Source organism: Erwinia sp. QL-Z3 (assembly GCF_004551645.1).
In the GTDB taxonomy this organism is placed as follows: Bacteria; Pseudomonadota; Gammaproteobacteria; order Enterobacterales; family Enterobacteriaceae; genus Erwinia; species Erwinia billingiae.
Window position 1 is genome coordinate 4,056,912 of the sequence record NZ_CP037950.1, and the last position, 23,406, is coordinate 4,080,317.

Below are 23,406 nucleotides of genomic sequence, written 5' to 3' on the forward strand. Positions count from 1 at the left end.
ATGGCCTTACTCGATTTCTTTTTATCCCGTAAAAAGCCGACAGCCAATATAGCCAAGGAACGGCTGCAGATCATTGTGGCAGAGCGCAGGAGGGGCGACAGTGAGCCCCACTATCTGCCACAGCTGAAAAGGGATATTTTGGAAGTTATCTGCAAATACGTGAAGATCGATCCGGAAATGCTGAGCGTTAAGCTGGATCAAAAGGACGATGATATTTCGATTCTGGAGCTCAACGTGACGCTCCCGGAGGCAGAAGAAGCACCGAAATGATCCTCTCCTGCTCCTGATTTTCCCCTGCTCTCAGGCAGGGGAAAACCTCGGTCAGTATGCCTTCAGGATTTCAGCGATCCCGTCGTGAAGCAGTTCGCCCCGCCATCCATCAATCAGCTCGGGTTTTCTGTCCCGTGGTTTTAATTTCCAGTGCCAGCTCAGCAGTTGGTTAATCTGACGACGTGACGCCAACAACTCCTGACTAATACCCTCTTTTTCTGCCACTTCCGCCATCAACGCTTTCAGCTCTTTGAAGACTTTCTTGTAGTCAGAATTATCAATCAGGTTAGCGACCGGTTCCGGCAACTCGCTCTCTTCCAGCGCATTCGCCTGAGCAACCATCGCCACCAGCGCTTTACCGTGGAAACGAATTTCCTGACCGGCAAGCCCAAGGTGATCCAGCTCGCCGAGGGAACCAGGCATATAGCGCGCCACTTTCCACAGGTTCTCTTCGCGCACCACGAAATTCACCGCCATGTCCTTTTCACGTGCCAGCTCCAGCCGCCATGCCGCCATCAGACGCAGTGCAGCAAGCTGACGCGGACGCAGTTGCCAGGCATTGGTAATGTCACGGTAAGCCTCTTGTGGGGCCACCACCATTTGACGGCGTTGACACAGCAGGCTGCATTCGTTCAGTGCGGCATTAATCCTGCCCGACTCTTCGGCTTCCGCCAGCAGCTTATGGGCAATCGGCAGCAGGTAGAACACATCAGCGGCCGCATACTGACACTGCTTCTCGGTCAGCGGACGCGCCAGCCAGTCAGTGCGTGATTCGCTTTTATCCAGCGCGATACCGGTAAAGGATTCAACAATGGTGGCAAATCCGCAGGAAAGTGGACGGCCGATAAAGGCAGCCAGAATCTGCGTATCAATCATCGGCACCGGCAGCACGCCATATTCATGCAGGAAGACTTCCAGATCTTCACTGCCAGCGTGCAGGAACTTGATCACCTTCTCATCGAGCAGCAGATCGCGGAATGGCGCCCATTCGGTGATCGGCAGCGGATCGATCAGCGCGATATTCTCGCCGTCATACATCTGGATCAGGCCAAGGCCAGGATAATAGGTGCGGGTTCTGACGAATTCGGTATCCAGCGCCAGCGCCGGAAACTGACGGGCGGTCAGGCAAAGTTCAGCCAGCGCCTCGTTGGTGGTTATCATGGTGTAGTTCAAAATGATCCTCTCGCTGTGGCCTTTCCGGCCTCAGTCTAATCACAATAAAAACGCCGGCATGACCGGCGTTTTAGCATTCTCGGAAAGCGCAGCGATAATCAGCTGGCTTTAGCCGCTTTTATCGCTTCATCACGCAGTTCACGGCGCAGAATTTTGCCGACGTTAGTTTTCGGTAACTCATCCCGAAACTCAACGATTTTAGGCACTTTATAGCCCGTCAGGTTCTTTTTGCAGTGTGCGATCAGCTCTTCTTTAGTCAGTGAAGGATCTTTCTTCACGACGCAGATTTTCACCGTCTCTCCTGCCACATCGTTAGGAACACCAATGGCGGCAGCCTCACGCACTTTCGGATGCAGCATCAGAACATCTTCGATTTCGTTAGGATAGACGTTGAAACCGGAAACCAGGATCATGTCTTTTTTGCGATCGACAATGCGAATAAAACCTTCCTGGTCAACGGTAACAATATCACCGCTGCGAAGCCATCCATTTTTTAACACTTCATCAGTTGCATCAGGCCGTTGCCAGTAACCGAGCATCACCTGCGGTCCTTTGATGCACAGTTCGCCAGGCTCGCCTTCAGCGACCTCATTGCCTTCATCATCCACCAGCATGATGTCAGTGGAAGGCACCGGCAAACCAATGCTGCCACTGTGATAGCGAATGTCGTAGGGATTGACGGAAACCAGCGGTGAGCACTCGGTCAGGCCGTAACCTTCCAGCAGATAGTGCCCGGTCAGCTTTTCCCAGCGTTCGGCGACCGCTTTCTGCACCGACATGCCGCCACCGGCTGATAAGCTGAGGCTGGAGAAGTCGAGCTTCTGGAAATCTTCATCGTTCAGCAAGGCGTTAAACAGCGTATTCACGCCGGTAATCGCGGTGAAGCGCACTTTGGACAGCTCTTTCACCAAGCCAGGAATATCACGCGGATTGGTGATCAGCAGGTTTGCGCCGCCCAAATCGATAAACAGCATGCAGTTCACCGTCAGCGCGAAGATATGGTACAGCGGTAAAGCGGTGACCACCGTTTCTTTGCCCTCTTTCAGCAGCGAGCCATAGGTGGCTTTGGTCTGCTCAAGATTCGCCTGCATATTGCGGTGAGTAAGCATCGCGCCTTTGGCGACGCCGGTAGTCCCGCCGGTATATTGCAGGAACGCCAGATCGTCGTTAATGATGTCCGGGCGCACATACTGCATGCGATAGCCCTCATGCAGCGCGCTGCGGAAGGAGATCGCATCGGGCAGATGGTATTTCGGCACCATCCGCTTGATGTATTTGACAACAAAATTGACCAGCGTGCCTTTCGCCGGCGTAAGTTGATCGCCCAGTCGCGTGAGGATTACGTGCTTCACCTGGGTTTTGGCCACCACTTTTTCCAGCGTGTGGGCAAAGTTCGAGACAATGACGATGGCACTGGCACCGCTGTCGTTCAGCTGATGTTCCAGCTCGCGCGGGGTGTAAAGCGGATTGACGTTAACCACAATCATTCCTGCCCGCAGAATGCCAAACAGCGCGATCGGGTACTGCAACAGGTTAGGCATCATCAGGGCCACACGATCGCCCTTTTTCAGGCCCAGCCCCTGTTGCAGATAAGCGGCAAAAGCCCGGCTGCGCTCTTCCAGCTTACGGTAGGTCATCGCCTGCCCCATATTAATGAAGGCGGGCTGGTCTGCGTAACGTTTAACTGCGTGTTCAAACAAATCAATCAGCGATGTATAGCGGTCAGCAGTGATCTCTGCCGGAACATCTGCCGGATAGCGGTTTAACCAAACCTTATTCAAGGAAACACCTCGGAAAGTCGTATTTGTTGTCATCGCAGCCTCAAACAGTCGCATCTTTTAACATTATTTTAACTCAGCGTACCAGTTTGCTCTGTTATCTGTTTTGAGGTTGCGAAGCCCATCACTAAAATAATCTCATCCTGAGATCGGCAATAAAAAACGACCCGAAGACGTAAGCCGTCGGGTCGTAAGAGAGTCTGCTATCTGTCTATTCCGTCAGGATAGTTTGTACCTGTGCTGGCCCGGTATTGTAGTAACCGAACGGCGGCGGTCCCCAGTATCCACCATGGCGACTACCGCGTGGTGGACCGTACCAAATCCACGGATCGATCGGCTGTGGTGGCGAGACAATTTGCTGGGTCAGATGCCAGCGCTGATAACCGGTCACATCGACAGTAATAAAGTTATACGACGCCTGGCCGACTTCCCCTTTCTCGGTGCCTTTTATCGGCCCGACCACGGTGACAATCTGATTGTTGAAGTCGATAGGATCGACGAACCCTTTGATATCGGCATAAATACGGCCAATAGACGGCGTCCCTAATATCGGTCTGGCGGTGTCATCAAGACGCTGAGCGGCAATTTCCAGCCGGGTCATACCATCTTTATTCACCACTTTGACCACTTTCCCGCCGAAGCGAGATTCCTGACCGACATAGATTTGCGGCGCGTTCATCACCCGCACCAAATCCTGCTGTGGGGTGGGAGACGTGCCTTTCACCGAATCTGGCACGCTCATGCAGCCAGAAAGCAGTGCAGAGGCCAGTAACAGACTACCTAACTGCAATAAAACGCGTTTACGCATAAAGTTCTCCAGGATACTGATTACTCTGACTGCTTCCCTGATAAATAGTTGCCCGGATTACTCGCGGCCCGGCAATTTTTTCCATGTCACTTCATTACGCAAATAGGTCGGTTCAGCCTGTTCCACCGCCACCATTCGACCCGCGGCGTAAGCCAGGGCGGCCAGCGGTAACATATCTTCCGCGCAAGGCAGTTCGACGTCCGTAGCGGTAAGCTCCAGCCCGCTGTTTTCGGCCAGCTGCGGCCAGGCTTTCCAACCGGTTCCTACCATCGCCCAACGCCCGGTCAGCGCGGCCATTCTGGCTTGCGCGGCTTCTGGTTTCAGCACGGCTTCGGTTTCTGCACCCTGCCAGTCGCCCTGTGCGTCACGCTGATACTCGGCCCAATACACTTCACCCATGCGGGCATCAATGGCCGCCAACACGCGCGTCGCGCCGTGCAGACGCCAGGCACTTTGTGCCATGGTTTTCAGCGTGGAAACGCCGATCATCGGCAGTTCTGCACCAAACGCCAGGCCCTGCGCGATGCCGATGCCGATACGGACGCCGGTAAAGCTGCCCGGCCCCTGACCAAAGGCCAGCGCGTTTAACTCCGCAAGCCTGGTGTTTTCTTGCTGAAGCAATGCCTGCACCATCGGCAAAATACGCTGGGTGTGCTCACGGGCACACAGCTCAAAATGGGCCGTGACGTTTTCATCATTCAGCAACGCAACTGAACAGGCTTCGGTAGCCGTATCAATCGCTAAAATACGCGGGGACATACACACCTCTGGCGGGATAGATTTTTCGGCGCGCAGCATAGCACAGTGCGCCACAGATTACTGTTGTGCCGACGGTTTAAGAAATTCAACCGCCTGCTGAATATCGCGCGTTCTGGGGGTCGGAGGCAGGCTGTTGAGGAACACTGCGCCATAAGGACGCATCACCAGCCGGTTATCGCAGATCACCAGCACGCCCCGATCGTCCACATCGCGGATCAATCGACCCACACCCTGTTTCAGGGTGATCACCGCGTCAGGAAGCTGCACCTCATCAAAAGGATCGCCGCCGCGCAGCTTGCAGTCTTCCATGCGCGCTTTCAACAGCGGGTCATCCGGCGAGGTAAACGGCAGCTTATCGATGATCACCAGCGACAGCACGTCGCCGCGCACGTCCACGCCTTCCCAGAAGCTGCTGGTCGCCACCAGCAAGGCGTTGCCGGCAGCAACAAACTGCTTCAGCAACTGACCTTTACTGGTTTCCCCCTGCAGTAGCACCGGCAGCGTTAACATCGCACGGAACTGTTCAGCCAGATCGCGCATCATCTGGTGCGACGTGCAGAGGAAGAAGCAGCGGCCATTATTGGCTTCAATTAACGGTAGCAGCATCCGCGCCATCTGCTTTGCCCCACCCGGTTGATTGGGTGACGGCAGATTGCGCGGCACGCAGAGGAGTGCCTGGCTGGCGAAATCAAACGGGCTCTCGAGGATCATCGTTTTCGCACTGCTGACGCCAAGGCGCTCAACAAAATGCGTCATCTTCTCGTTTACCGCCAGCGTGGCGGAGGTAAATATCCAGCTTGCCGGACGTTCGTCCATCACTTCGCGAAAACGATCTGATACTGAGAGCGGCGTCAGCGCCAGAATAAAGTGGCGGGAATTGCATTCGTACCAATAGCTGAAACCCGGTTGCGTGACGTCTTTCAGACGCTTCAGACGTCCCCGGTAAAGGGCCGCGCGGTCAAAGGCGGCGTCCAGCAGCGCAGAACGCCCCAACGACATTTTTGCCACGTCATAACAAAGCTCCAGCGCATCATCCAGCAGCAACAGCGCACGCTGAATGTTGGGATTGTTCATGATATCGCGCAGATTACCGCGGAAGCCGGGGTCGCCCAGCGCCAGGCGGAAATCCTGTGCGCTTTGTGATAATCGGTCGGCGGATTTTTGCAGCTGCTGAACGTCACGCACTTCGGTGCGGTAGGCAATCGTGATGTCTTTCGCCAAATCGATAAGCTGTTTGCTGGAGAGCTGCTGGCCAAAATACTGGCTGGCAATGTCCGGGACCTGGTGGGCTTCATCGAAGATCATCACGTCGGCTTCCGGGATCAGTTCAGCAAAACCACTCTCTTTCACCACCATATCCGCCAGAAACAGGTGATGGTTAACCACCACCACATCGGCATCCATCGCTTTGCGACGGGCTTTCACCACAAAACAGTCTTTATACACCGGGCAATCGCTGCCCAGACAGTTGTCATTGGTGCTGGTGACCATCGGCCAGATGGTACTGTCTTCCGCGACACCGCCACAGGTGCTGATATCGCCATCGACCGTTTCACTGGACCAGCCGCGCAGATGGACCAGATCGCTCATCGCCTGCACGGCCAACTCGCCGCCGACCATCGACTGCTGCTCCAGCCGCTCCAGGCAGAGGTAGTTCGATCGCCCCTTTAACAGCGCGACCTGCCCTTTGAATTTCAGCGCTCTTGCGACGGTAGGAAGATCGCGACTGTAGAGCTGATCCTGCAACGCTTTCGATCCGGTGGAGATGATCACTTTTTTACCGGATCGCAGCGCCGGCGCCAGATACGCGTAGGTTTTCCCGGTGCCGGTTCCCGCCTCTACCACCAGTTCATGCTTATTTTCGATAGCTTCACTGACCGCCTGCGCCATCTGTCGCTGCGGTTCACGCGGTTTGAATCCTGGGATTGCCAGCGCCAGCGCGCCATCTGCTGCAAAATCGTCTGCCACACGTCCTCACTACGTTTTAGAAAACACTGTAATTATGTCAGTATCCGCGCCCACGCTCCACCCTTTAGGTGACGGCCAGTCAAATGCTGTGCCTCGCGCCTGGCTGTTGGGCACATAAAAGGAATTAACCTGCTCATTGTATTGACCTTTACGTTCGGCGATTCTATTTTGAATGTCAGTCAGCGCGCTGGTTTTCCTGATAATTTAACCGTGGAGGGGCTATGTCAGACGAAGAAAGAATTAAAAAGCTTGAGGAGACCGTCAACAGGTTGAACGTTGAGACCCTGGTGCTGAGGGAAATTCTTGGGCAGCAAATCGCGCTCAACAATCTTAACTACAAGGGTAAATTTGATGACGTTCTCGAGGCGCTGGCAAAAGAGTATGCCAGCCGAGGGCTGGAGGAAGGCAGCAACCGTGAGATCAACGACACGATCCGCCAGTACATCAAATATCAGGATCCCGCTGTCGATTGATACCGGTTCCGACCAGGCCGCTTCATGCGGCCTGCCAGTTTAACGAGTCCCTACGTTGTTGGAAAAGGCCCTGTGCAAGCAGCCTTATAAACGCTTATTTTGGGCAACACCTCAGGCACTTAATTGCCCCAGGCCGTCTTTTTATCGCAACATTCAACGCATCATTGCTGGTGTAAAATGTTCCCAGAAAAAGTCTGTCGTTTATAATCCGCGTCATGTCCATGCAACCCGTCTTATGCACAACTCTCCTCGCTCTTGGTCCGTTTAAGGTTTCCAGATAGTAGTAATCGCCCATGATTTTTCCTGATGTTACGGAGTCCGTAAGCCGACAGTAACAGTCAGGGTGTGAATTGTTTTAACCTGCGTCATGAAAGCCATACATTCGGATATGTCTTTAGCGGGATGGGTTACGCTGACGTGGCTTAAGGCCATTTGTCTCAGCATGTTAAGCGGAATGATGATATTTTTAACCAGAATGTTCCAAATATGCCCTGCAGCGATGCGAAGCGTGGCACCAATGATGAGTAAGGTATTAAAATGTCGAAAGAAATCACAAGAGTTGAGCCTGTAGAGCACCGCATGTCCGAAGCGGTGATCCACAATGACACCGTCTATTACACCAGCGTGCCGGAAAATCTGGATGAAGACGCGGAAGCGCAGACCGCCAATGCTCTGGCGGTGATTGACAGTCTTCTGACCCGCGTGGGTTCAGATAAGAGCAAAATTCTTGATGCGACGATTTTCCTGGTGCACAAAGAGGATTTTCAGGCGATGAACCGTGCCTGGGATGCCTGGGTTTCACCCGGTAATGCCCCCGTGCGCTGCACCGTTCAGGCTAACCTGATGAACCCGAAGTATCTGGTCGAAATCAAAATTATTGCGGCTCTGTAAGCCGTTGGCAGGCGGTGTCTAAGGCTTAAACAGCGCCTGTCGTCCTTCCGCTGAAGGAAAAACGCAACGCACATCATGCGCACAGCCGGCGACTATCGCCAGGGTGTGTGGTCGGGCAGGTTTCAATACATCCCGATCGTAGCGGGCGTAATTCTCTCCGCGTTCCAGCCTCGACGCGCCCTGTGCCATCGCCGCACACGACTTATCCAGTATCCGCCAGTAGCGCCCTTTTCCTTTTCCCCGATCGTCACTCCCTTCAAGATAGCGAACCTCTGCGGAACGATAACGGTCTCTCGCCTTGATGGGATTGTCCGGCAGCCAGGCCGGCAGATTGTGCATGCCGTATTTATAATCGCTTACGGCAGGACAGGCGTCCGCATTTAAAGCATCAAAATAGAGCCAGCTTCCTGGATCGGCCACCACATAGCGCAGCGTCACGCCTGCGGGAGGATGGGAAAAGGCGATGTAGTGCTGCACAAACTGGCCACCGGCTGAAAAACCCGCCACGGTGATTTCGCTCAGAGCCGGCCAACGCTGTTTAAGATCGCCGATAGTCTCATCCAATGCGCTAAAGGCCGACAGGTTCCCGGCGTTATCCTTTCCGCCATCTAACCAGGAATGACAATTCCACAGCGCGTCTTCCGGTAAAGCCTCAGGCAGGCCGTCCGAGTGACAATGGCTGGCATCCGTGCTGGATACCTGGAAAAGCGGAGCAACAATGGCGATGTTTTTGGCGTCTGGTGTATTGCTGGCTGCTTGCGCAGCCGCGGTGAGCGTGTTGCCCACGTCACGAGGATGACCGTGCAGGACAATCAACGCCCGGGTCACCTGGCCACCGGCAGGCGCGAGCGTGAAGTAATGGAAGTTGCCCGCGTTCTCAGTCAGTGCAAAGGTGTGTTCGCGGGCGCTGGCAGGCCACGCCTGCGGGGCCGCTAATGCTTGCGGGATGACGGGTATCCAGCAAGCCAGCAGCACCATCAGCCGCGAAAGCGTTTTACCGACTGTTCGCAGCAGGCGCATTAATAGTTTTCGTCTTCTTCGTCTTCGTCGCCGTAATCCTGATTGATCTCTTCATCTTCATTGTTGTCTTCATCATCGTCGTCATCGAATGAAGCGGTGATCATTTCGCCGGTGTGGTTTTCACGGATTTCGGCAGCAACCAGTTGGATTGCCTGCCCGCTACTCATGCCTTCAGACATCAGCTGCTGGATGCGTTCAACGGCCTGTTGCTGCTGCTCATAGGACAGCGAAGGTAAACCTGTAATCATATCCACTCCTGGTCGTGCGCGCGGCGTATTCCACGCGCAACAAACAGATGCCAGCAGCAAAAAAATATGCCAGGCTTAACGCCTGTTATTGGTCTGGTTTGCTGAATCATCATGTCACCTGTCTGTTATCCCCTTAAGTATACGCCGGAAGCCCTTGGGAATCTGTTTGGTTTTGTTGCTCATCAACCCTGGGCGATGCTGCTGCATTCAGGTTTTGCCGATCACAGCGATAACCGCTTCGATATTATGGTGGCCGATCCGCTCACCACGCTGATTACGCAAGGGAAAACCACCCGTATCCAGCACGGCGATGGCGTGGAAACCAGTGAAGACGATCCGCTCAGCTTGCTGGATCAGACGCTCAAACAGAGTGGATTGCAGGCCGAAGAACACCCGGATTTTCCTTTTCAGGGCGGTGCGTTAGGGTTATTTGGTTACGATTTAGGCCGCCGTTTTGAGCAACTGCCGCAAGTGGCATTACAGGATTTACAGACGCCGGACATGGCTGTCGGCATTTATGACTGGGCGCTCATCGCCGACCACCATCTGCAGGCACTGACCTTAATTGTGCATGGTGATGGGGAAAACCGCCTCAACTGGCTGAACGCCTTGAGCGCAGGTAAACCCACCACGCCCTTCCGTCTGACCAGCCCGTGGCGTTCCAATCTGACGCGGGAAGAGTACGGTGAGAAATTCCGCCGTGTTCAGCAGTGGTTACACAGCGGTGACTGTTATCAAATCAACCTTGCTCAGCGTTTCCAGGCCAGCTACAGCGGTGATGAGTGGCAGGCGTTCAAACGGTTGAATGAGCAAAACCGTGCGCCTTTCAGCGCTTTCCTGCGCCTGCCTGGCAGCGCTATTCTCAGCCTGTCACCGGAGCGCTTCCTGAAAATGACCGGCGACAGCATTGAAACCCGGCCGATCAAAGGCACGTTGCCGAGGCTCAGCGATCCCGAGGCCGATCGTTTACAGGCGGAGAAGCTGGCAAATTCGCCTAAGGACCGCGCGGAAAACGTGATGATTGTTGACCTGCTGCGCAACGATATTGGTCGCGTTGCCCAGCCTGGCAGCGTTGCCGTGCCGGAACTGTTTGTGGTCGAACCTTTCCCGGCGGTACATCATCTGGTCAGCACCATCACCGCCAGACTGAAACCGGCGTTAAGCGCCTGCGATCTGCTACGCGCCTGTTTCCCCGGCGGCTCAATTACCGGCGCGCCGAAGGTCAGAGCGATGGAAATCATCGATGAGCTGGAACCGCACCGACGAAATGCCTGGTGTGGCAGCATTGGCTATCTCAGCGTGTGCGGCAAGATGGATACCAGTATTACCATTCGCACGCTGACCGCCGAACAGGGAAACCTCTACTGCACGGCTGGCGGCGGGATCGTCGCAGACAGCCAGGAGCAGGCTGAATACCAGGAGACGTTCGATAAGGTAATGCGGATTCTACCCTGTCTGGAGCAAGCGGATGTCTGATGCGCACCTGACGCTCAACGATTTTCTCAGTCGGTTTATGCTGCAACGACCCGATGTGACCTCAAATCAACTGCCCACCCGCCGGGCTGCCGTATTGGTGCCAATCGTCGATCGCCCCCGCCCGACCCTGTTGCTCACCCGACGCTCCGCCACATTGCGTAAGCATGCCGGTCAGGTGGCATTTCCCGGTGGAATGATGGACCCGGAAGATCCTTCTTTAATTGCCACCGCGCTTCGTGAGGCGCAGGAAGAAGTGGCTATTCAACCGGACAGCGTGCGGGTGGTGGGCGTTTTGCCCGCCGTGACCAGCAGCACCGGTTTTCAGGTAACGCCGGTCGTCGGCATACTTTCGCCGTCGCTCGACTGGCATCCTAATGAAGGCGAAGTTGAATCCCTGTTTGAGATGCCGTTGCAGGAAGCGTTACGGCTTGGCCGCTATTCACCCCTGGATATCCAGCGCTATGGCACGTCGCATCGCGTCTGGCTCTCCTGGTTTGAAGACTATTTTATCTGGGGGATGACCGCCGGGATCATTCGTCAGTTGAGTCTGCAGGTGGCAAACCACGCCCGAACTGACTAATTTTCCGACACAACGGCTACACAATCCCCCTCAGGCAGTTTTTTTCACCAACCTGGCGCACATTCTTCGCGTCAAATCACTGCACAACGCGCGGGAATCATTTATATTGCACCGCATTAACACCGCAAGATGTGCGTGCAACGGCCAGCCACTATTTTTGCCCTAGCTGTAATTGGGCAAATATCAGCCGCAATACCAACTGGACCCGCTTCTGTCATCACATTTTTGTCTGATAATGATTAGTTAATTTCATGCGATCATTCGTCTCAGGATGATTACTATTAAAGCAGTATTTTACCGAACTTCAGGCTCAGTTAAGGAGCGTAGTGTGATTAGCGTTTTCGACATGTTTAAAATCGGCATTGGTCCTTCCAGTTCCCATACCGTGGGGCCGATGAAAGCCGGTAAACTGTTTGTCGACGATTTAGTTGCTAACGGCATGTTGGATAGCGTGACGCGCGTTGCCGTGGACGTTTATGGCTCTCTCTCCCTGACCGGCAAAGGTCACCATACCGATATCGCCATTATTATGGGGCTCTCCGGCGCCTCGCCGGAAAGCGTCGATATCGATGGCATTCCCGCGTTTATCCGCGATGTCGAACAGCGTCAGCGCCTGTTGCTGGCGAATGGCCGCCATGAAGTCGACTTCCCACGGGAAGGTGGCATGGTATTCCGCAGCGATAATCTGTCGCTGCATGAAAACGGCATGCGGATCACTGCGCTGGCGGGTGACAACGCCATTTTCAGCAAAACCTATTATTCCATCGGCGGCGGTTTTATCGTTGATGAAGAGCACTTCGGCCAGTCAACGCTGGATGAAGTGACCGTGCCCTATCCGTTCAATTCCGCCAAAGAGATGCTGGATAACTGCCATCATACCGGGCTGTCTCTCTCCGGCATGATTATGAAGAACGAGCTGGCGCTGCACAGCCGTGCCGAGATCGAAGCCTATTTCACTGATATCTGGCAGAGCATGCGTGACTGTATCGATCGCGGCCTGAATACCGAGGGCGTGTTACCGGGTCCGCTGCGCGTGCCTCGTCGTGCTTCTGCCCTGCGCCGTCTGCTGGTCTCTTCCGATAAGCTGTCTAAAGACCCGATGAACGTGATCGACTGGGTCAACATGTTTGCGCTGGCGGTAAACGAAGAGAATGCGGCGGGCGGTCGCGTGGTCACCGCACCGACTAACGGTGCCTGTGGCATCGTGCCTGCCGTGCTGGCCTACTACGATCATTTTATTGAGCCGGTCAGCCCGGATATCTTTATCCGCTATTTCCTTGCCTGCGGTGCCGTGGGTATCCTTTATAAAATGAACGCCTCTATTTCCGGCGCGGAAGTCGGTTGCCAGGGCGAAGTCGGTGTCGCCTGCTCAATGGCCGCTGCCGGTCTGGCTGAACTGCTGGGTGCCAGCCCGGAGCAGGTTTGCGTGGCGGCCGAAATTGGCATGGAACATAACCTGGGGCTGACCTGTGATCCGGTGGCAGGCCAGGTTCAGGTTCCCTGCATAGAGCGCAATGCCATTGCTTCGGTTAAAGCGATCAACTCTGCGCGTATGGCGATGCGCCGTACCAGTGAAGCCCGCGTGTCATTAGATAAAGTGATTGAAACCATGTATGAAACGGGCAAGGACATGAATGCCAAATACCGTGAAACGTCTCGCGGTGGTCTGGCAATTAAGGTTCAGTGTGACTGATTCCAATCAGCTGCTGCCCCGCTGATTTTCGGTGCCGCCATTCCGGCGGCACTTTTACGCGTTTCGCTAAAAAAATTTCTTTCCCCCGCTATCCGATATTGCCGGAAACCGCTAGAGTGTTCAGGCGAATAAAGCAGGATAAGTGACTGTTTTACTTAATTCTGCTTTTATCACTTCTAAGACTAAACTTAATTTTTCATTTGCCGATAACAACGATTCGGTCTCTGTGTGCGCGTCTTGATCTAAGGGTGGTTACTGATGCAAATGTCCCAGGAAGTTTTCGGACAGTTTCGCCGTAAGCGATTATTAATCGCTGTGGTGGTTGCCGCGTTGGTGCTCATTCTTACGTTGACCTTCCGTTTTATGGAAGAAAAAGGGCGGAATGAGCAGCATTCGCGTACGTTTGCGGACAATGCAATTCAACGTTTCGATCGACTGTTTTCCCCGCTCGATGTGGCGGCCAACAATACGCTTGGCCTGGTCGGCTTGCCTTGCGAACAGATCCGCTTCCCGCTGATTGAAAAGCTGGCATCGTTACAAACCGTGCGTTCCATTGTGCTGGTGGATAACGACGAGATGTATTGCTCCAGCATCTTTGGCAGAAGCAGTCTCTCCTTTAGTCAGTTCTATCCTGAGTTGGCGGTAAATAACCAGCGGATGATCCTCAGCACCGATGAACATTTGCTGAAGGGATCGCCTATCATGCTGCTTTGGACGCCTCACGATAACAACAACCGTTCCGGGATCCTGCAAATCATCAATATCGAGATGATGAGCACCTATTTGCTTGAGCCAACGCTGCCATGGGTTGAACGCGCGGTGATCAATGTTAGCGGCAAAAGTCTCGAATACGGTAACCCGATGATTGAAGAGGCCTTACCGTCCGACGATGAAGTCAGCTATGAGAAGGCGTCTCTGCGCTACCCGTTCTCAATCACCCTTTTCGGTCCGTCGCCGACTCGCCTGGCGCTGTCGACCTTGCCATCCCAGTTACCTCTGGCGCTGCTGTTAAGCCTGTTGATGGGCTATATCGTCTGGCTGGCAACCGCCAACCGTATGAGCCTTTCCTGGCAAATCAGTTACGGCATTACCGCCCGGGAATTTATGGTCTATTGCCAGCCGCTGATCAATTCAAAGACCGGCGATTGTGATGGTATAGAGCTGCTGCTTCGCTGGCACAATCCACGTCAGGGCTGGATCCCGCCGGATGTGTTTATCCCAATGGCAGAAAGGCAGAATCTTATCGCGCCCCTGACCCGCTTTGTGCTGCGTGAAATCGTGCGCCATTTGCCGCAGATGCCGAACTGCCCCACGTTCCATATCGCGATAAACGTTGCCGCCAGCCATTTCCATAACCGCGAGATTATTGACGATCTGCAAAGCCTGTGGTGGCCAGCCAATCCGGTGCCGCAGCTGGTGGTAGAGCTGACCGAACGTGATTCGCTGCCAGAAATGGATCAGCGCGTGGTTTCCCATCTGCATAAGATTGGCGTGAAGCTGGCAATTGACGACTTCGGCACCGGACACAGCTCGCTGTCATACCTGAAAACATTGAGCCCGGATGTGCTGAAGATCGATAAAGTCTTTACCGCGGCGATTGGCACCGATGCCATCAATGCGACGGTAACGGATATGGTGATCTCTCTGGCCCAGCGCCTGAATATCAGCCTGGTGGCTGAAGGCGTGGAAACGGCTGAGCAGGCGGAATATCTGCGGGAGAAAGGCGTGGATGTCTTGCAGGGGTATTTCTATGCGCGTCCGATGCCGTTAGGCGACTTCCCGGAATGGCTGAGCCAACACAAGTTGTCTCTTACAGCCTGAGTGTCAAAGGGGGGGATCCTTCCCCCCTGTTCTCAACGATTACTCGTCTTCATCTTCTTCATGACGTTCCCGCGCCCGAGTCACACGCACCAGATCGATACGGTAATCCGTCGCTTCGATAATCTGGAAGCTGACGGGCGGTAACTCAATCACTTCACCGGCAACCGGCAACTGCCCTTTCTGCGCGATCAGCAGACCGGCCAGCGAGGCATGATCGTCTTCCGGATTGACCAGCACCTGGGTGTTCAGCAGCTGTTGCAGCGAGTGCAAATCCGTTCCGCCCTTCACCAGCCAGCCGTCACCGTCAGCAATAATGTCCGGGGTTTCATCTTCATCCGGGAACTCACCGGCAATGGCTTCCAGCACGTCCAGCGGCGTAATCAACCCCTGCACGACGCCAAATTCACTGGTGACCACCACGAAGCTGCCCTTCGCTCTGCGTAACACGCCCAGCAGATTTATCGGGTCCAGCGTTTCCGGCACGATGATTGGCGGCGTGGCGGCAGCGAAGGTTGCCACGTCAATGCCGTGATCCAATGCCACCAGCAGCTCTTTCGCACGCACCACGCCGATAATTTCATCCAGCTCTCCACGGCAAACCGGGAACAGGCTGTGCGGCGTATCCAGCAGCTGCATGCGCACTTCGTCCAGCGGACGATTGGCATCAACCCAGGAGATTTCACCCCGCGGCGTCATGATGCTGCGCACCGAGCGCGAGGCCAGCGTCAGCACGCCGTTAATCATGTAGCGCTCTTCGTCCTTAAACGCTTCCTGCGGCATGATGGCAGCCACTTCACTGCCTTCCGCACTGACGTTTTCCTGGCCACGACGGCCGCCCATCAGACGAAGGATCGCTTCTGCCGTGCGCTCACGCATCGGCTTTCTCGCCTGATGACGCATAAAGTTAACCCGTGCAATCTGGTTAAACAGCTCAATCAGGATAGAGAAGCCAATCGCTGCGTACAGGTAGCCTTTCGGAATATGGAAACCAAACCCTTCTGCAACCAGGCTCAGACCAATCATCAACAGGAAGCTCAGGCACAGTACCACCACCGTTGGATGCTGGTTGACGAAGTTGGTCAGCGGTTTCGAGGCCAGCAGCATCACGCCCATGGCAATCACTACTGCGGTCATCATAATCGCCAGGTTGTTCACCATACCGACAGCGGTGATCACCGCATCAAGCGAGAAGACGGCATCGAGGATCACAATCTGGACCACAACCGCCCAGAAGCTGGCGTAGCCTTTGTTGCCATCCCCTTCATGCTCACGGTTTTCGAGCCGTTCGTGCAGTTCCATGGTGGCTTTGAATAACAGGAATATCCCGCCTGCCAACAGGATCAAATCCCTGCCGGCAAAGCTGAAGTCACCTACACTGAACAACGGACGGGTTAACGTCACCATCCAGGAAATCAGTGACAGCAAGCCCAGGCGCATGACCAGCGCCAGCGAGAGTCCGATTAGCCGGGCCTTGTCACGCTGCTTCGGCGGCAGTTTTTCCGCCAGAATGGCAATAAAGACCAGGTTATCAATACCCAGGACGATTTCGAGCACGACCAGCGTCAGCAGACCGGCCCAGATCGAGGGGTCTAAAAGAAATTCCATTACAGACTCCGGAAACAGGTACGGGAAAGCGCAGCAGGCGTTCGAACGGACACGATGCGGACATTAACGCAGAGGGGATGAATATTGTCGTCAGAGGACAAGGTAAAACTGGCCGGTTGAACCGGTGAGGTGATTAAGCGACGTCGGTGACAGTCCATAGGGAGGGCTGAGGCCCGTTACTCCTGTGTTAAATAAGGATCACTACTGTAAACAGGCACCTGCACTTCGTCAAAATATTTTATTACATTTACATTCAAAGTCTGCTTTTCGTGCTGCTCTTTTGAGCGATAGCGCTTAAGCGGGTACCCAGCATCTAAATAGCTGAGCACGGTCACATAATTTATTTTTTCGCAGACTAAAATAAATCCCGTCTTAACCATGGGTCAGGTAAAAGCCGCTAACCACTTTAGGGGTTTTGCTCACTCACCAGAATAACAGCACGTTCAATCCACGTTGAGGGTAAAACCTGAAACCGGATACTCGCGCGGCTCATCTGTGTTACCGGGTCGCTGAAAATTGGATAAGGAGGGTAGCAAGTGACTATTGCTATTGTGATCGGCACGCACGGCTGGGCCGCGGAGCAGCTGATAAAAACAGCTGAAATGCTCCTTGGGGAACAGCAAAACGTTGGGTGGATTGATTTCGTACCCGGCGAAAATGCGGAAACCCTGATTGAGAAATATCAGGCGAGACTGACCGATTTAGATACCAGCAAAGGCGTCCTTTTCCTTGTCGATACCTGGGGAGGCAGTCCGTTTAATGCCGCCAGTCGTATCGTCGTGGACAAGGAGAATTATGAAGTCATTGCCGGGGTCAATATCCCGATGCTGGTCGAAGCCTTTATGGCTCGAGATGACGATCCAAGCTTTGATGGGCTGGTCGCCGTCGCTGTTGAGACCGGCCGCGAAGGCGTCAGAGCGTTAAAAGCGAAAGAGCCTGAGCCTGTTGTGGCCGCACCTGTTGCCGCCGCGCCGGTAAAAGCCGCACCGGTAGCCCAGAAACCGATGGGGCCAAAGGACTATATGAACATTGGCCTGGCGAGGATCGATGACCGTCTGATCCACGGACAGGTGGCAACTCGCTGGACCAAAGAAACCAACGTAACCCGCATTATCGTGGTCAGTGACGAAGTGGCTGCCGACCATGTGCGTAAAACACTGCTGACTCAGGTTGCTCCGCCTGGCGTGACTGCCCACGTGGTAGATATCGCAAAAATGATCCGCGTGTGGAATAACCCGAAATATGGCGGCGACCGCGTAATGTTGCTGTTTACCAACCCTACCGATGTAGAACGCCTGGTTGAAGCAGGGGTTAAAATCCCGAGCGTCAATATTGGTGGTATGGCATTCCGTCAGGGTAAAACGCAGGTTAACAATGCCGTTTCCGTTGACGATAAGGATATTGCGGCATTCAAGAAGCTGAATGAACGTGGCATTGAACTGGAAGTGCGTAAAGTATCCAGTGACCAGCGCCTGAAGATGATGGACCTGATAGCCAAAGTGGCTCAGTAAGTTTCACTTATTATTGCCTGATCTGTCAGGTTTAACTCAGTTCACGAATGTCAGAGGAGAAGTACAATGGAGATTACCACTCTTCAAATTGTGCTGATATTTATTATTGCCTGTATTGCAGGTATGGGATCTATTCTCGATGAATTTCAGTTCCACCGTCCACTTGTGGCTTGTACCTTAATTGGTGCCGTTCTGGGCGATATGAAAACCGGTATTATTATCGGTGGTACGCTGGAAATGATCGCCCTGGGTTGGATGAACATCGGTGCCGCCGTGGCCCCGGATGCCGCCCTCGCCTCTATTATTTCTACCATCCTGGTTATTGCCGGCGGACAAAGCGTAGGTGCCGGTATTGCCCTGGCAATTCCACTGGCCGCTGCGGGTCAGGTACTGACGATTATCGTTCGTACCATTACCGTTGCCTTCCAGCATGCTGCCGATAAAGCCGCCGAAAAAGGGAACCTGACCGCGATTTCCTGGATCCATGTCTCGGCACTGGTTCTGCAGGCGATGCGTATCGCTATCCCGGCCATCATCGTGGCAGTGTCAGTGGGTACCAGCGTCGTTCAGGGTCTGCTTGAATCGATCCCGGATGTGGTGACCAACGGACTGAATATCGCCGGTGGTATGATCGTTGTCGTCGGTTATGCGATGGTGATCAACATGATGCGTGCGGGCTATCTGATGCCTTTCTTCTATCTCGGTTTCGTTACCGCGGCCTTCACCAACTTTAACCTGGTTGCGCTGGGTGTGATTGGTGTGGTGATGGCGGTGCTGTATATCCAGCTGGCACCGAAATATAACCGCGTGGCGGGTGGTCAGGCTTCCGGGCCAGTGACCAACGACCTTGATAACGAATTAGATTAGGGAAAGGGTGAGTAAAATGGTTGATACCACTACAACTACAACGACCTCAGCTCCGCTGAAAAAACTGACGCCAGGCGATGTGCGTGGTGTATTCCTGCGCTCTAACCTGTTCCAGGGTTCGTGGAACTTCGAACGTATGCAGGCGCTGGGTTTCTGTTACTCCATGGTTCCGGTGATCCGTCGCCTTTACCCTGAGAATAACGACGACCGCAAACAGGCAATCAAACGTCACCTGGAATTCTTCAACACCCACCCTTACGTTGCTGCACCGGTTCTGGGTGTGACCATGGCGATGGAAGAGCAGCGTGCAAACGGTGCCCCTATCGATGACGCCGCAATTAACGGCATCAAAGTGGGTCTGATGGGGCCTCTGGCTGGCGTAGGCGACCCGATTTTCTGGGGTACGGTGCGTCCGGTATTCGCGGCACTGGGTGCCGGTATTGCCATGAGCGGCAGCCTGCTGGGTCCGCTGCTGTTCTTCGTACTGTTTAACGTGGTGCGTTTGCTGGTGCGTTATTACGGCGTGGCGTATGGCTACCGTAAAGGTGTCGATATCGTTAGCGATATGGGCGGCGGCTTCCTGCAGAAACTGACCGAGGGGGCATCGATCCTGGGCCTGTTTGTGATGGGGGCGCTGGTCAACAAGTGGACGCACGTAAACGTACCGCTTGTTGTCTCGCGCATTACCGATCAGACCGGTAAAACCACCGTGACGACCGTGCAGTCGATTCTCGATCAGCTGATGCCGGGCTTAATCCCGCTGTTACTGACCTTCGGCTGTATGTGGCTGCTGCGTCGTAAAGTGAACGCGCTGTGGATTATCATCGGCTTCTTCGTGATTGGGATCTTCGGCTACTGGATTGGGCTGTTAGGTCTGTAAGGTTTGCAGCCGGGGGAAACCCCGGCTTTTCAGAGACCAGCCGGCATCGCTTAGCCTGAACGATGCCGGCTGTTCTTTTAGGGGAAGATAAGATGTCACTTACTGATTACGTCATCGTGTTGTTTATCGCACTGTTTCTGGCTTATGCGATTTACGATGAGTTTATAATGGACCGGCGGAAAGGGCCGACACAATTAAAGGTGCTGCTGAAGCGCCGCAACAAGCTGGACAGCCTGATTTTTGTTGGCCTGGTGGCGATTCTGATTTATCAGAACGTCAACAATCAGGGCCCGAGGATCACCACCACACTGCTGATGGCGTTGGCCTTCCTGTCTGTTTATCTGTTCTGGATCCGCCTGCCTAAGCTGCTGTTCAAACCCGAAGGGTTTTACTACGCCAATATCTTTATCGACTATCGGCGGATCAAAGCGATGAATCTGTCTGAAGACGGAATTCTGGTGATCGAACTTGAAAACCGTCGGTTGCTAATCCACGTCAGAAAACTGGATGACCTGGAAAGCATTTATCACTATATGGTGCAACAGCAGTAGCCACAGGGCTGCTGCTTACGCTACGCCCTCACCCTCGGTATCGTCGTCAGTGGCTGGAGCCTCGACGACGGCTTCCTCAGCGGACGCCAGCGGCGCGATAACGTCCGCTTCGACGCTCTTGCGCTGCCACAGTCGCAGAGTAAAGTCGGTTTCACAGTCAAACTGCGTGGTGGTCGCCAGCACGCCCCACACTTCCGGACGGGCACGCCAGGCAAACGGCGTCATCTGCAACAGAGCGCCGGACTCCTCGCTGGTCAGCTGCATTGGATAATTCAGCGAGTGCTGTTCGACCAGCTCAAAACCGGCCATCTCTTCTGGCGTCTCGTCATGCAGCTTCACGTCCTGATAAATTAACGCCTTAAACTGGATCAGATGACGCGGGCCAGGAGTGACAGTCAGTACATAGCCACTCTCTTTCACTACGCGCGCCAGCTCTTCAGCTTTACACGGGGCGTATATCCGCAGCACGGCATCAAATTGCTGTTTGGCAAAAGGCAGACGGTGGCTTGAGGCGACGCAAAAGTCTACATTGTGATAACGCCGGGCACCAAAGCGTACCGCCACTTTAGAGACGTCGAGGCCGAACACCGTACTCTCTCCCCTCGCCTGCAGCCTGCTGGCGACAGCGTGGGTGTAGTAGCCCTCACCACAGCCAATATCTAACACTGACGACGCGTGCACAGGCAGGATCCGTTCGAAGATTTCGCACACCCTTTCCTGCAACGGCTGATAATGCCCGGCATCCAGAAACTCGCGGCGGGCCAGCATCATATCAGCACTGTCACCGGGCTGCTTCGAACGCTTGTATTGTACCGGCAACAGGTTGATGTAGCCCTCCTTCGCCCGATCAAACTGGTGCTGATTTTCGCAGCGCAAACCCGTTGCCAGCGGCAGCAGGGGCAGATGACAAAGGGGGCAAAGGTAAGACATAACAACTCTCCATAAACGGTCCGGGCGGCAGTTTACCGGAAAGTGACGTTCAGCGGCAGACCTTATTGGCCGCAGAATGGAAAAAGCTCTGCCATTGCTGGCAGAGCTTTTGCATTCAGATTCGTGCCTGGATTACGCGCCACGCGGGCTGTAGCAGGCTCAGATCGAAAATTAGATAGCGGTGACGTTCACTGCAGCAGGGCCTTTCTGGCCGTCCTGGATTTCGAACTCAACGTTCTGGCCTTCAGCCAGAGTTTTGAAGCCATTACCCTGGATTGCAGAGAAGTGTACGAACACGTCTTTGCTGCCGTCTGCAGGGGTGATGAAACCAAAACCTTTAGACTCGTTGAACCACTTAACCTGACCTTTAATCTTTGCCATTTTGCAAATTCCTTAGAGTGTTTATTCGCCCGTGGGCTTTACGTACAGAAAAACCAGAAAAAGTTACTGCATGAGGCACGATATAAAAGCTCGGCAAGGAAGTGGTATTCAACGTCAACGTCTTTACTCAAAACTTCTTTACTGAAGATGCCATACATAAACAGAACTGTACCTCGTTTTACCCAAAAGCGTTATCACATATTCGTTTATTAATGGCAAGTCATTTTTAAACGCTGATAGAGATGTCGCACACTATTGAAACGGCTTAGGCACATATTGCACATTACGTATGGAGAGCTGAAACGTTTAACGCGAAACCTGTTAACCCCGGGTCTCATTCATGCTCAAAACATAGGGGTGTATCATAGCCTGCCGCTTTGCTTAAGTCTATTACCTATACCGCTATAGCGCAGAGTATAAGCTGAATTCATTGCATAAATGTGGCATAGCTTACTCAAAATTCTTCATTATCCTGATACGGTCAGGGGATAAACGTTTGGAGGATCAACGGATGCAAAAAGAAGCTATTGGTACAATATGAATTTTAATTGCACCAAAATCAGGAAACTGTATTCCCGCCTGCCCCATTTAAACGCATCTTGTGGCATCAATTAATTGCCGGTCGTACCATCAGTCTATTTGCTTTATTAGACGCTGCTCTCATTTTAGCCAAATGTTAAATTAACCGTTTTAGGATTAATCCTGGGCAATATTATTCAGTGACTTTTTCGCACCTATTCGCCATGCCTGGAAGCGGCTTTCATCCAATCCTGCTGCGCGCATCGCCTCTGACAGCACAATCGGCGGCTCATCCAGGGATTCGTCAGCCAGTTCAAAAACACCCCAGTGAATGGGGATGCTCAGCGGTGCGCCAAGTGATTGGTGCAGGGAAACGGCATGTTCAGGATCCATATGTTGACCGCGCATGAACCATTTTGGTGCATACGCGCCGACCGGTAAGGCGGCCAGATTGAACGGCCCCAGCCTGCGCGGGATTTCCAAAAGGTTTTCGCTGTAGCCGCTGTCACCGGTAAACCAGAAATTCAGTTCACCGGCCTGGATCACCCAACCGCACCACAGTGAGCGATTGCGATCCCACGGCGTACGCATGCTCCAGTGACGCGCAGGCACAGCATGAACAGACATTCCCGCGACCTCTTTATTGCCCCACCAGTCGAGGGGCGTGACGTTCATCGCGCCCAACGCCTTAAACCAGCGTTCAAGCCCTAATGGCACCACAAATTCAACCTGCGGAAAACGCTTCAGGATTTTTTTGATGGTAGGCCTGTCGAGATGATCGTAATGGCTGTGAGAAATCAGCACGCAGTCCAGTGCAGGCAAATCGTCAATCTCGAGTGCCGTGGGGGTTTTACGTTCCGGGCCGAAGAAACTGACCGGCGAGGCTCTGCGCGATAATACCGGATCGATGAGCGTGTAGCGGCTGTTAACGCGCAACAACAGGCAGGCATGACCCAGCCACCAGATGGCATCGTCAATCCCCGTCAGGTCAGCGCGCTGCCACCAGCGTTGGGTGAAATGGTCGTAACCTTTAGCCGGCGGGAAAGGTAATCCCGCCGCCTTGCGCTCTTTACGCCAGCGCTTCAGATCGCCATTCTGTCGCAGCTCAGGCTCGGGATTGCGGAATCCGTCAGGCGTATGGTGCGATTTATCGGCATCGTACCAGGGATTTTTCCAGGCCATAGTCACGCTTCCTTGAGTGAAT

At 53.9% G+C, this 23,406-nt stretch carries 23 protein-coding genes; 11 read left to right on the plus strand and 12 right to left on the minus strand.

The genetic code is table 11. From position 1 onward, the window contains the following. The gene (gene minE, locus E2F51_RS19400) at positions 1–270 is read left to right on the plus strand and encodes a cell division topological specificity factor MinE (RefSeq protein ID WP_013202461.1); all 270 of its coding nucleotides are present in this window, start codon (positions 1–3) and stop codon (positions 268–270) included. Positions 271–321: 51 nt separating this feature from the next. On the opposite strand, the gene rnd is transcribed toward minE, so the two are convergent. From rnd to E2F51_RS19425, 5 genes are all read right to left on the minus strand, one after another. Further along, positions 322–1,431 (minus strand): ribonuclease D, encoded by a 1,110-nt coding sequence (gene rnd, locus E2F51_RS19405; RefSeq protein WP_134824918.1) that lies wholly within the window; start codon positions 1,429–1,431, stop codon positions 322–324. Positions 1,432–1,541: 110 nt separating this feature from the next. Beyond that, a complete protein-coding gene (gene fadD / locus E2F51_RS19410; protein ID WP_134824282.1) occupies positions 1,542–3,224 on the minus strand; it encodes a long-chain-fatty-acid--CoA ligase FadD in 1,683 nt (560 codons plus the stop codon). A gap of 208 nt (positions 3,225–3,432) precedes the next feature. After that, positions 3,433–4,029, minus strand: a complete 597-nt coding sequence (locus E2F51_RS19415) for a Slp family lipoprotein (RefSeq protein WP_013202464.1) — start codon at positions 4,027–4,029, stop codon at positions 3,433–3,435. Between the two features lie 57 nt (positions 4,030–4,086). Next, positions 4,087–4,788 carry a tRNA (adenosine(37)-N6)-threonylcarbamoyltransferase complex dimerization subunit type 1 TsaB gene (gene tsaB / locus E2F51_RS19420; RefSeq protein WP_209215452.1) on the minus strand — a complete coding sequence of 234 codons (702 nt, stop codon included), beginning with the start codon at positions 4,786–4,788 and terminating at the stop codon, positions 4,087–4,089. 57 nt (positions 4,789–4,845) lie between these two features. Then, positions 4,846–6,756, minus strand: coding sequence for an ATP-dependent DNA helicase (locus E2F51_RS19425; RefSeq protein ID WP_013202466.1), 1,911 nt, complete (start codon positions 6,754–6,756; stop codon positions 4,846–4,848). 221 nt (positions 6,757–6,977) lie between these two features. On the opposite strand from E2F51_RS19425, the gene E2F51_RS19430 reads away from it, so the two are divergent. Further along, positions 6,978–7,229, plus strand: coding sequence for a hypothetical protein (locus E2F51_RS19430; RefSeq protein WP_134824284.1), 252 nt, complete (start codon positions 6,978–6,980; stop codon positions 7,227–7,229). A gap of 537 nt (positions 7,230–7,766) precedes the next feature. After that, positions 7,767–8,120 carry a RidA family protein gene (locus E2F51_RS19435; protein WP_013202468.1) on the plus strand — a complete coding sequence of 118 codons (354 nt, stop codon included), beginning with the start codon at positions 7,767–7,769 and terminating at the stop codon, positions 8,118–8,120. Positions 8,121–8,138: 18 nt separating this feature from the next. Here E2F51_RS19435 and E2F51_RS19440 read toward each other — a convergent pair whose 3' ends face one another. Beyond that, positions 8,139–9,140 carry a hypothetical protein gene (locus tag E2F51_RS19440; RefSeq protein ID WP_134824285.1) on the minus strand — a complete coding sequence of 334 codons (1,002 nt, stop codon included), beginning with the start codon at positions 9,138–9,140 and terminating at the stop codon, positions 8,139–8,141. Further along, a complete protein-coding gene (locus tag E2F51_RS19445) occupies positions 9,140–9,388 on the minus strand; it encodes a YoaH family protein (protein ID WP_013202470.1) in 249 nt (82 codons plus the stop codon). Before E2F51_RS19445 ends, E2F51_RS19440 begins: the two co-directional genes overlap by 1 nt. Before the next feature lie 111 nt (positions 9,389–9,499). Here E2F51_RS19445 and pabB point away from each other — a divergent pair, with 111 nt between their 5' ends. From pabB to E2F51_RS19465, 4 genes are all read left to right on the plus strand, one after another. Continuing rightward, a complete protein-coding gene (pabB, locus tag E2F51_RS19450) occupies positions 9,500–10,864 on the plus strand; it encodes an aminodeoxychorismate synthase component 1 (protein ID WP_013202471.1) in 1,365 nt (454 codons plus the stop codon). Continuing rightward, positions 10,857–11,444 (plus strand): CoA pyrophosphatase, encoded by a 588-nt coding sequence (locus E2F51_RS19455; protein WP_013202472.1) that lies wholly within the window; start codon positions 10,857–10,859, stop codon positions 11,442–11,444. Before pabB ends, E2F51_RS19455 begins: the two co-directional genes overlap by 8 nt. Before the next feature lie 328 nt (positions 11,445–11,772). Continuing rightward, a complete protein-coding gene (locus tag E2F51_RS19460) occupies positions 11,773–13,137 on the plus strand; it encodes an L-serine ammonia-lyase (protein WP_134824286.1) in 1,365 nt (454 codons plus the stop codon). A gap of 258 nt (positions 13,138–13,395) precedes the next feature. Further along, the gene (locus tag E2F51_RS19465; RefSeq protein ID WP_134824287.1) at positions 13,396–14,958 is read left to right on the plus strand and encodes an EAL domain-containing protein; all 1,563 of its coding nucleotides are present in this window, start codon (positions 13,396–13,398) and stop codon (positions 14,956–14,958) included. Between the two features lie 39 nt (positions 14,959–14,997). Here the strand turns inward: E2F51_RS19465 and E2F51_RS19470 are convergent, their stop codons facing one another. Next, complete coding sequence (locus E2F51_RS19470) at positions 14,998–16,563, minus strand: TerC family protein (protein ID WP_013202475.1); 1,566 nt, start codon at positions 16,561–16,563, stop codon at positions 14,998–15,000. A 536-nt stretch (positions 16,564–17,099) separates the two neighbouring features. Here E2F51_RS19470 and manX point away from each other — a divergent pair. The 4 genes from manX (at position 17,100) to E2F51_RS19490 (ending at position 20,372) form a co-directional block, all read left to right on the plus strand. Further along, positions 17,100–18,074 carry a PTS mannose transporter subunit IIAB gene (manX, locus tag E2F51_RS19475; RefSeq protein ID WP_134824288.1) on the plus strand — a complete coding sequence of 325 codons (975 nt, stop codon included), beginning with the start codon at positions 17,100–17,102 and terminating at the stop codon, positions 18,072–18,074. A 66-nt stretch (positions 18,075–18,140) separates the two neighbouring features. Continuing rightward, on the plus strand, positions 18,141–18,941 hold the full coding sequence (locus tag E2F51_RS19480) for a PTS mannose/fructose/sorbose transporter subunit IIC (RefSeq protein ID WP_013202477.1): 801 nt from the start codon (positions 18,141–18,143) through the stop codon (positions 18,939–18,941). A 16-nt stretch (positions 18,942–18,957) separates the two neighbouring features. After that, complete coding sequence (locus E2F51_RS19485; RefSeq protein WP_013202478.1) at positions 18,958–19,821, plus strand: PTS mannose transporter subunit IID; 864 nt, start codon at positions 18,958–18,960, stop codon at positions 19,819–19,821. 92 nt (positions 19,822–19,913) lie between these two features. Beyond that, positions 19,914–20,372 carry a DUF986 family protein gene (locus E2F51_RS19490; protein WP_134824289.1) on the plus strand — a complete coding sequence of 153 codons (459 nt, stop codon included), beginning with the start codon at positions 19,914–19,916 and terminating at the stop codon, positions 20,370–20,372. Positions 20,373–20,387: 15 nt separating this feature from the next. Here the strand turns inward: E2F51_RS19490 and rlmA are convergent, their stop codons facing one another. The 4 genes from rlmA to E2F51_RS19510 form a co-directional block, all read right to left on the minus strand. Further along, positions 20,388–21,302 carry a 23S rRNA (guanine(745)-N(1))-methyltransferase gene (gene rlmA / locus E2F51_RS19495; RefSeq protein WP_134824290.1) on the minus strand — a complete coding sequence of 305 codons (915 nt, stop codon included), beginning with the start codon at positions 21,300–21,302 and terminating at the stop codon, positions 20,388–20,390. 171 nt (positions 21,303–21,473) lie between these two features. Next, on the minus strand, positions 21,474–21,683 hold the full coding sequence (cspE, locus tag E2F51_RS19500; RefSeq protein WP_001062678.1) for a transcription antiterminator/RNA stability regulator CspE: 210 nt from the start codon (positions 21,681–21,683) through the stop codon (positions 21,474–21,476). Between the two features lie 38 nt (positions 21,684–21,721). Further along, a complete protein-coding gene (locus E2F51_RS19505; RefSeq protein ID WP_013202481.1) occupies positions 21,722–21,841 on the minus strand; it encodes a DUF2627 domain-containing protein in 120 nt (39 codons plus the stop codon). A gap of 538 nt (positions 21,842–22,379) precedes the next feature. After that, positions 22,380–23,384 carry an MBL fold metallo-hydrolase gene (locus E2F51_RS19510; protein ID WP_134824291.1) on the minus strand — a complete coding sequence of 335 codons (1,005 nt, stop codon included), beginning with the start codon at positions 23,382–23,384 and terminating at the stop codon, positions 22,380–22,382. Positions 23,385–23,406: the final 22 nt, after the last annotated feature.

Bases quoted from the DNA above. Each gene is read 5' to 3' on its own strand.
- minE (WP_013202461.1), top strand. From the start codon at position 1: ATGGCCTTACTCGATTTCTTTTTATCCCGTAAAAAGCCGACAGCCAAT.
- rnd (WP_134824918.1), bottom strand. From the start codon at position 1,431: ATGATAACCACCAACGAGGCGCTGGCTGAACTTTGCCTGACCGCCCGT.
- E2F51_RS19415 (WP_013202464.1), bottom strand. From the start codon at position 4,029: ATGCGTAAACGCGTTTTATTGCAGTTAGGTAGTCTGTTACTGGCCTCT.
- tsaB (WP_209215452.1), bottom strand. From the start codon at position 4,788: ATGTCCCCGCGTATTTTAGCGATTGATACGGCTACCGAAGCCTGTTCA.
- E2F51_RS19430 (WP_134824284.1), top strand. From the start codon at position 6,978: ATGTCAGACGAAGAAAGAATTAAAAAGCTTGAGGAGACCGTCAACAGG.
- E2F51_RS19435 (WP_013202468.1), top strand. From the start codon at position 7,767: ATGTCGAAAGAAATCACAAGAGTTGAGCCTGTAGAGCACCGCATGTCC.
- E2F51_RS19440 (WP_134824285.1), bottom strand. From the start codon at position 9,140: ATGCGCCTGCTGCGAACAGTCGGTAAAACGCTTTCGCGGCTGATGGTG.
- E2F51_RS19445 (WP_013202470.1), bottom strand. From the start codon at position 9,388: ATGATTACAGGTTTACCTTCGCTGTCCTATGAGCAGCAGCAACAGGCC.
- pabB (WP_013202471.1), top strand. From the start codon at position 9,500: ATGTCACCTGTCTGTTATCCCCTTAAGTATACGCCGGAAGCCCTTGGG.
- E2F51_RS19455 (WP_013202472.1), top strand. From the start codon at position 10,857: ATGTCTGATGCGCACCTGACGCTCAACGATTTTCTCAGTCGGTTTATG.
- E2F51_RS19465 (WP_134824287.1), top strand. From the start codon at position 13,396: ATGCAAATGTCCCAGGAAGTTTTCGGACAGTTTCGCCGTAAGCGATTA.
- E2F51_RS19470 (WP_013202475.1), bottom strand. From the start codon at position 16,563: ATGGAATTTCTTTTAGACCCCTCGATCTGGGCCGGTCTGCTGACGCTG.
- E2F51_RS19480 (WP_013202477.1), top strand. From the start codon at position 18,141: ATGGAGATTACCACTCTTCAAATTGTGCTGATATTTATTATTGCCTGT.
- E2F51_RS19485 (WP_013202478.1), top strand. From the start codon at position 18,958: ATGGTTGATACCACTACAACTACAACGACCTCAGCTCCGCTGAAAAAA.
- E2F51_RS19490 (WP_134824289.1), top strand. From the start codon at position 19,914: ATGTCACTTACTGATTACGTCATCGTGTTGTTTATCGCACTGTTTCTG.
- rlmA (WP_134824290.1), bottom strand. From the start codon at position 21,302: ATGTCTTACCTTTGCCCCCTTTGTCATCTGCCCCTGCTGCCGCTGGCA.
- cspE (WP_001062678.1), bottom strand. From the start codon at position 21,683: ATGGCAAAGATTAAAGGTCAGGTTAAGTGGTTCAACGAGTCTAAAGGT.
- E2F51_RS19505 (WP_013202481.1), bottom strand. From the start codon at position 21,841: ATGTATGGCATCTTCAGTAAAGAAGTTTTGAGTAAAGACGTTGACGTT.
- E2F51_RS19510 (WP_134824291.1), bottom strand. From the start codon at position 23,384: ATGGCCTGGAAAAATCCCTGGTACGATGCCGATAAATCGCACCATACG.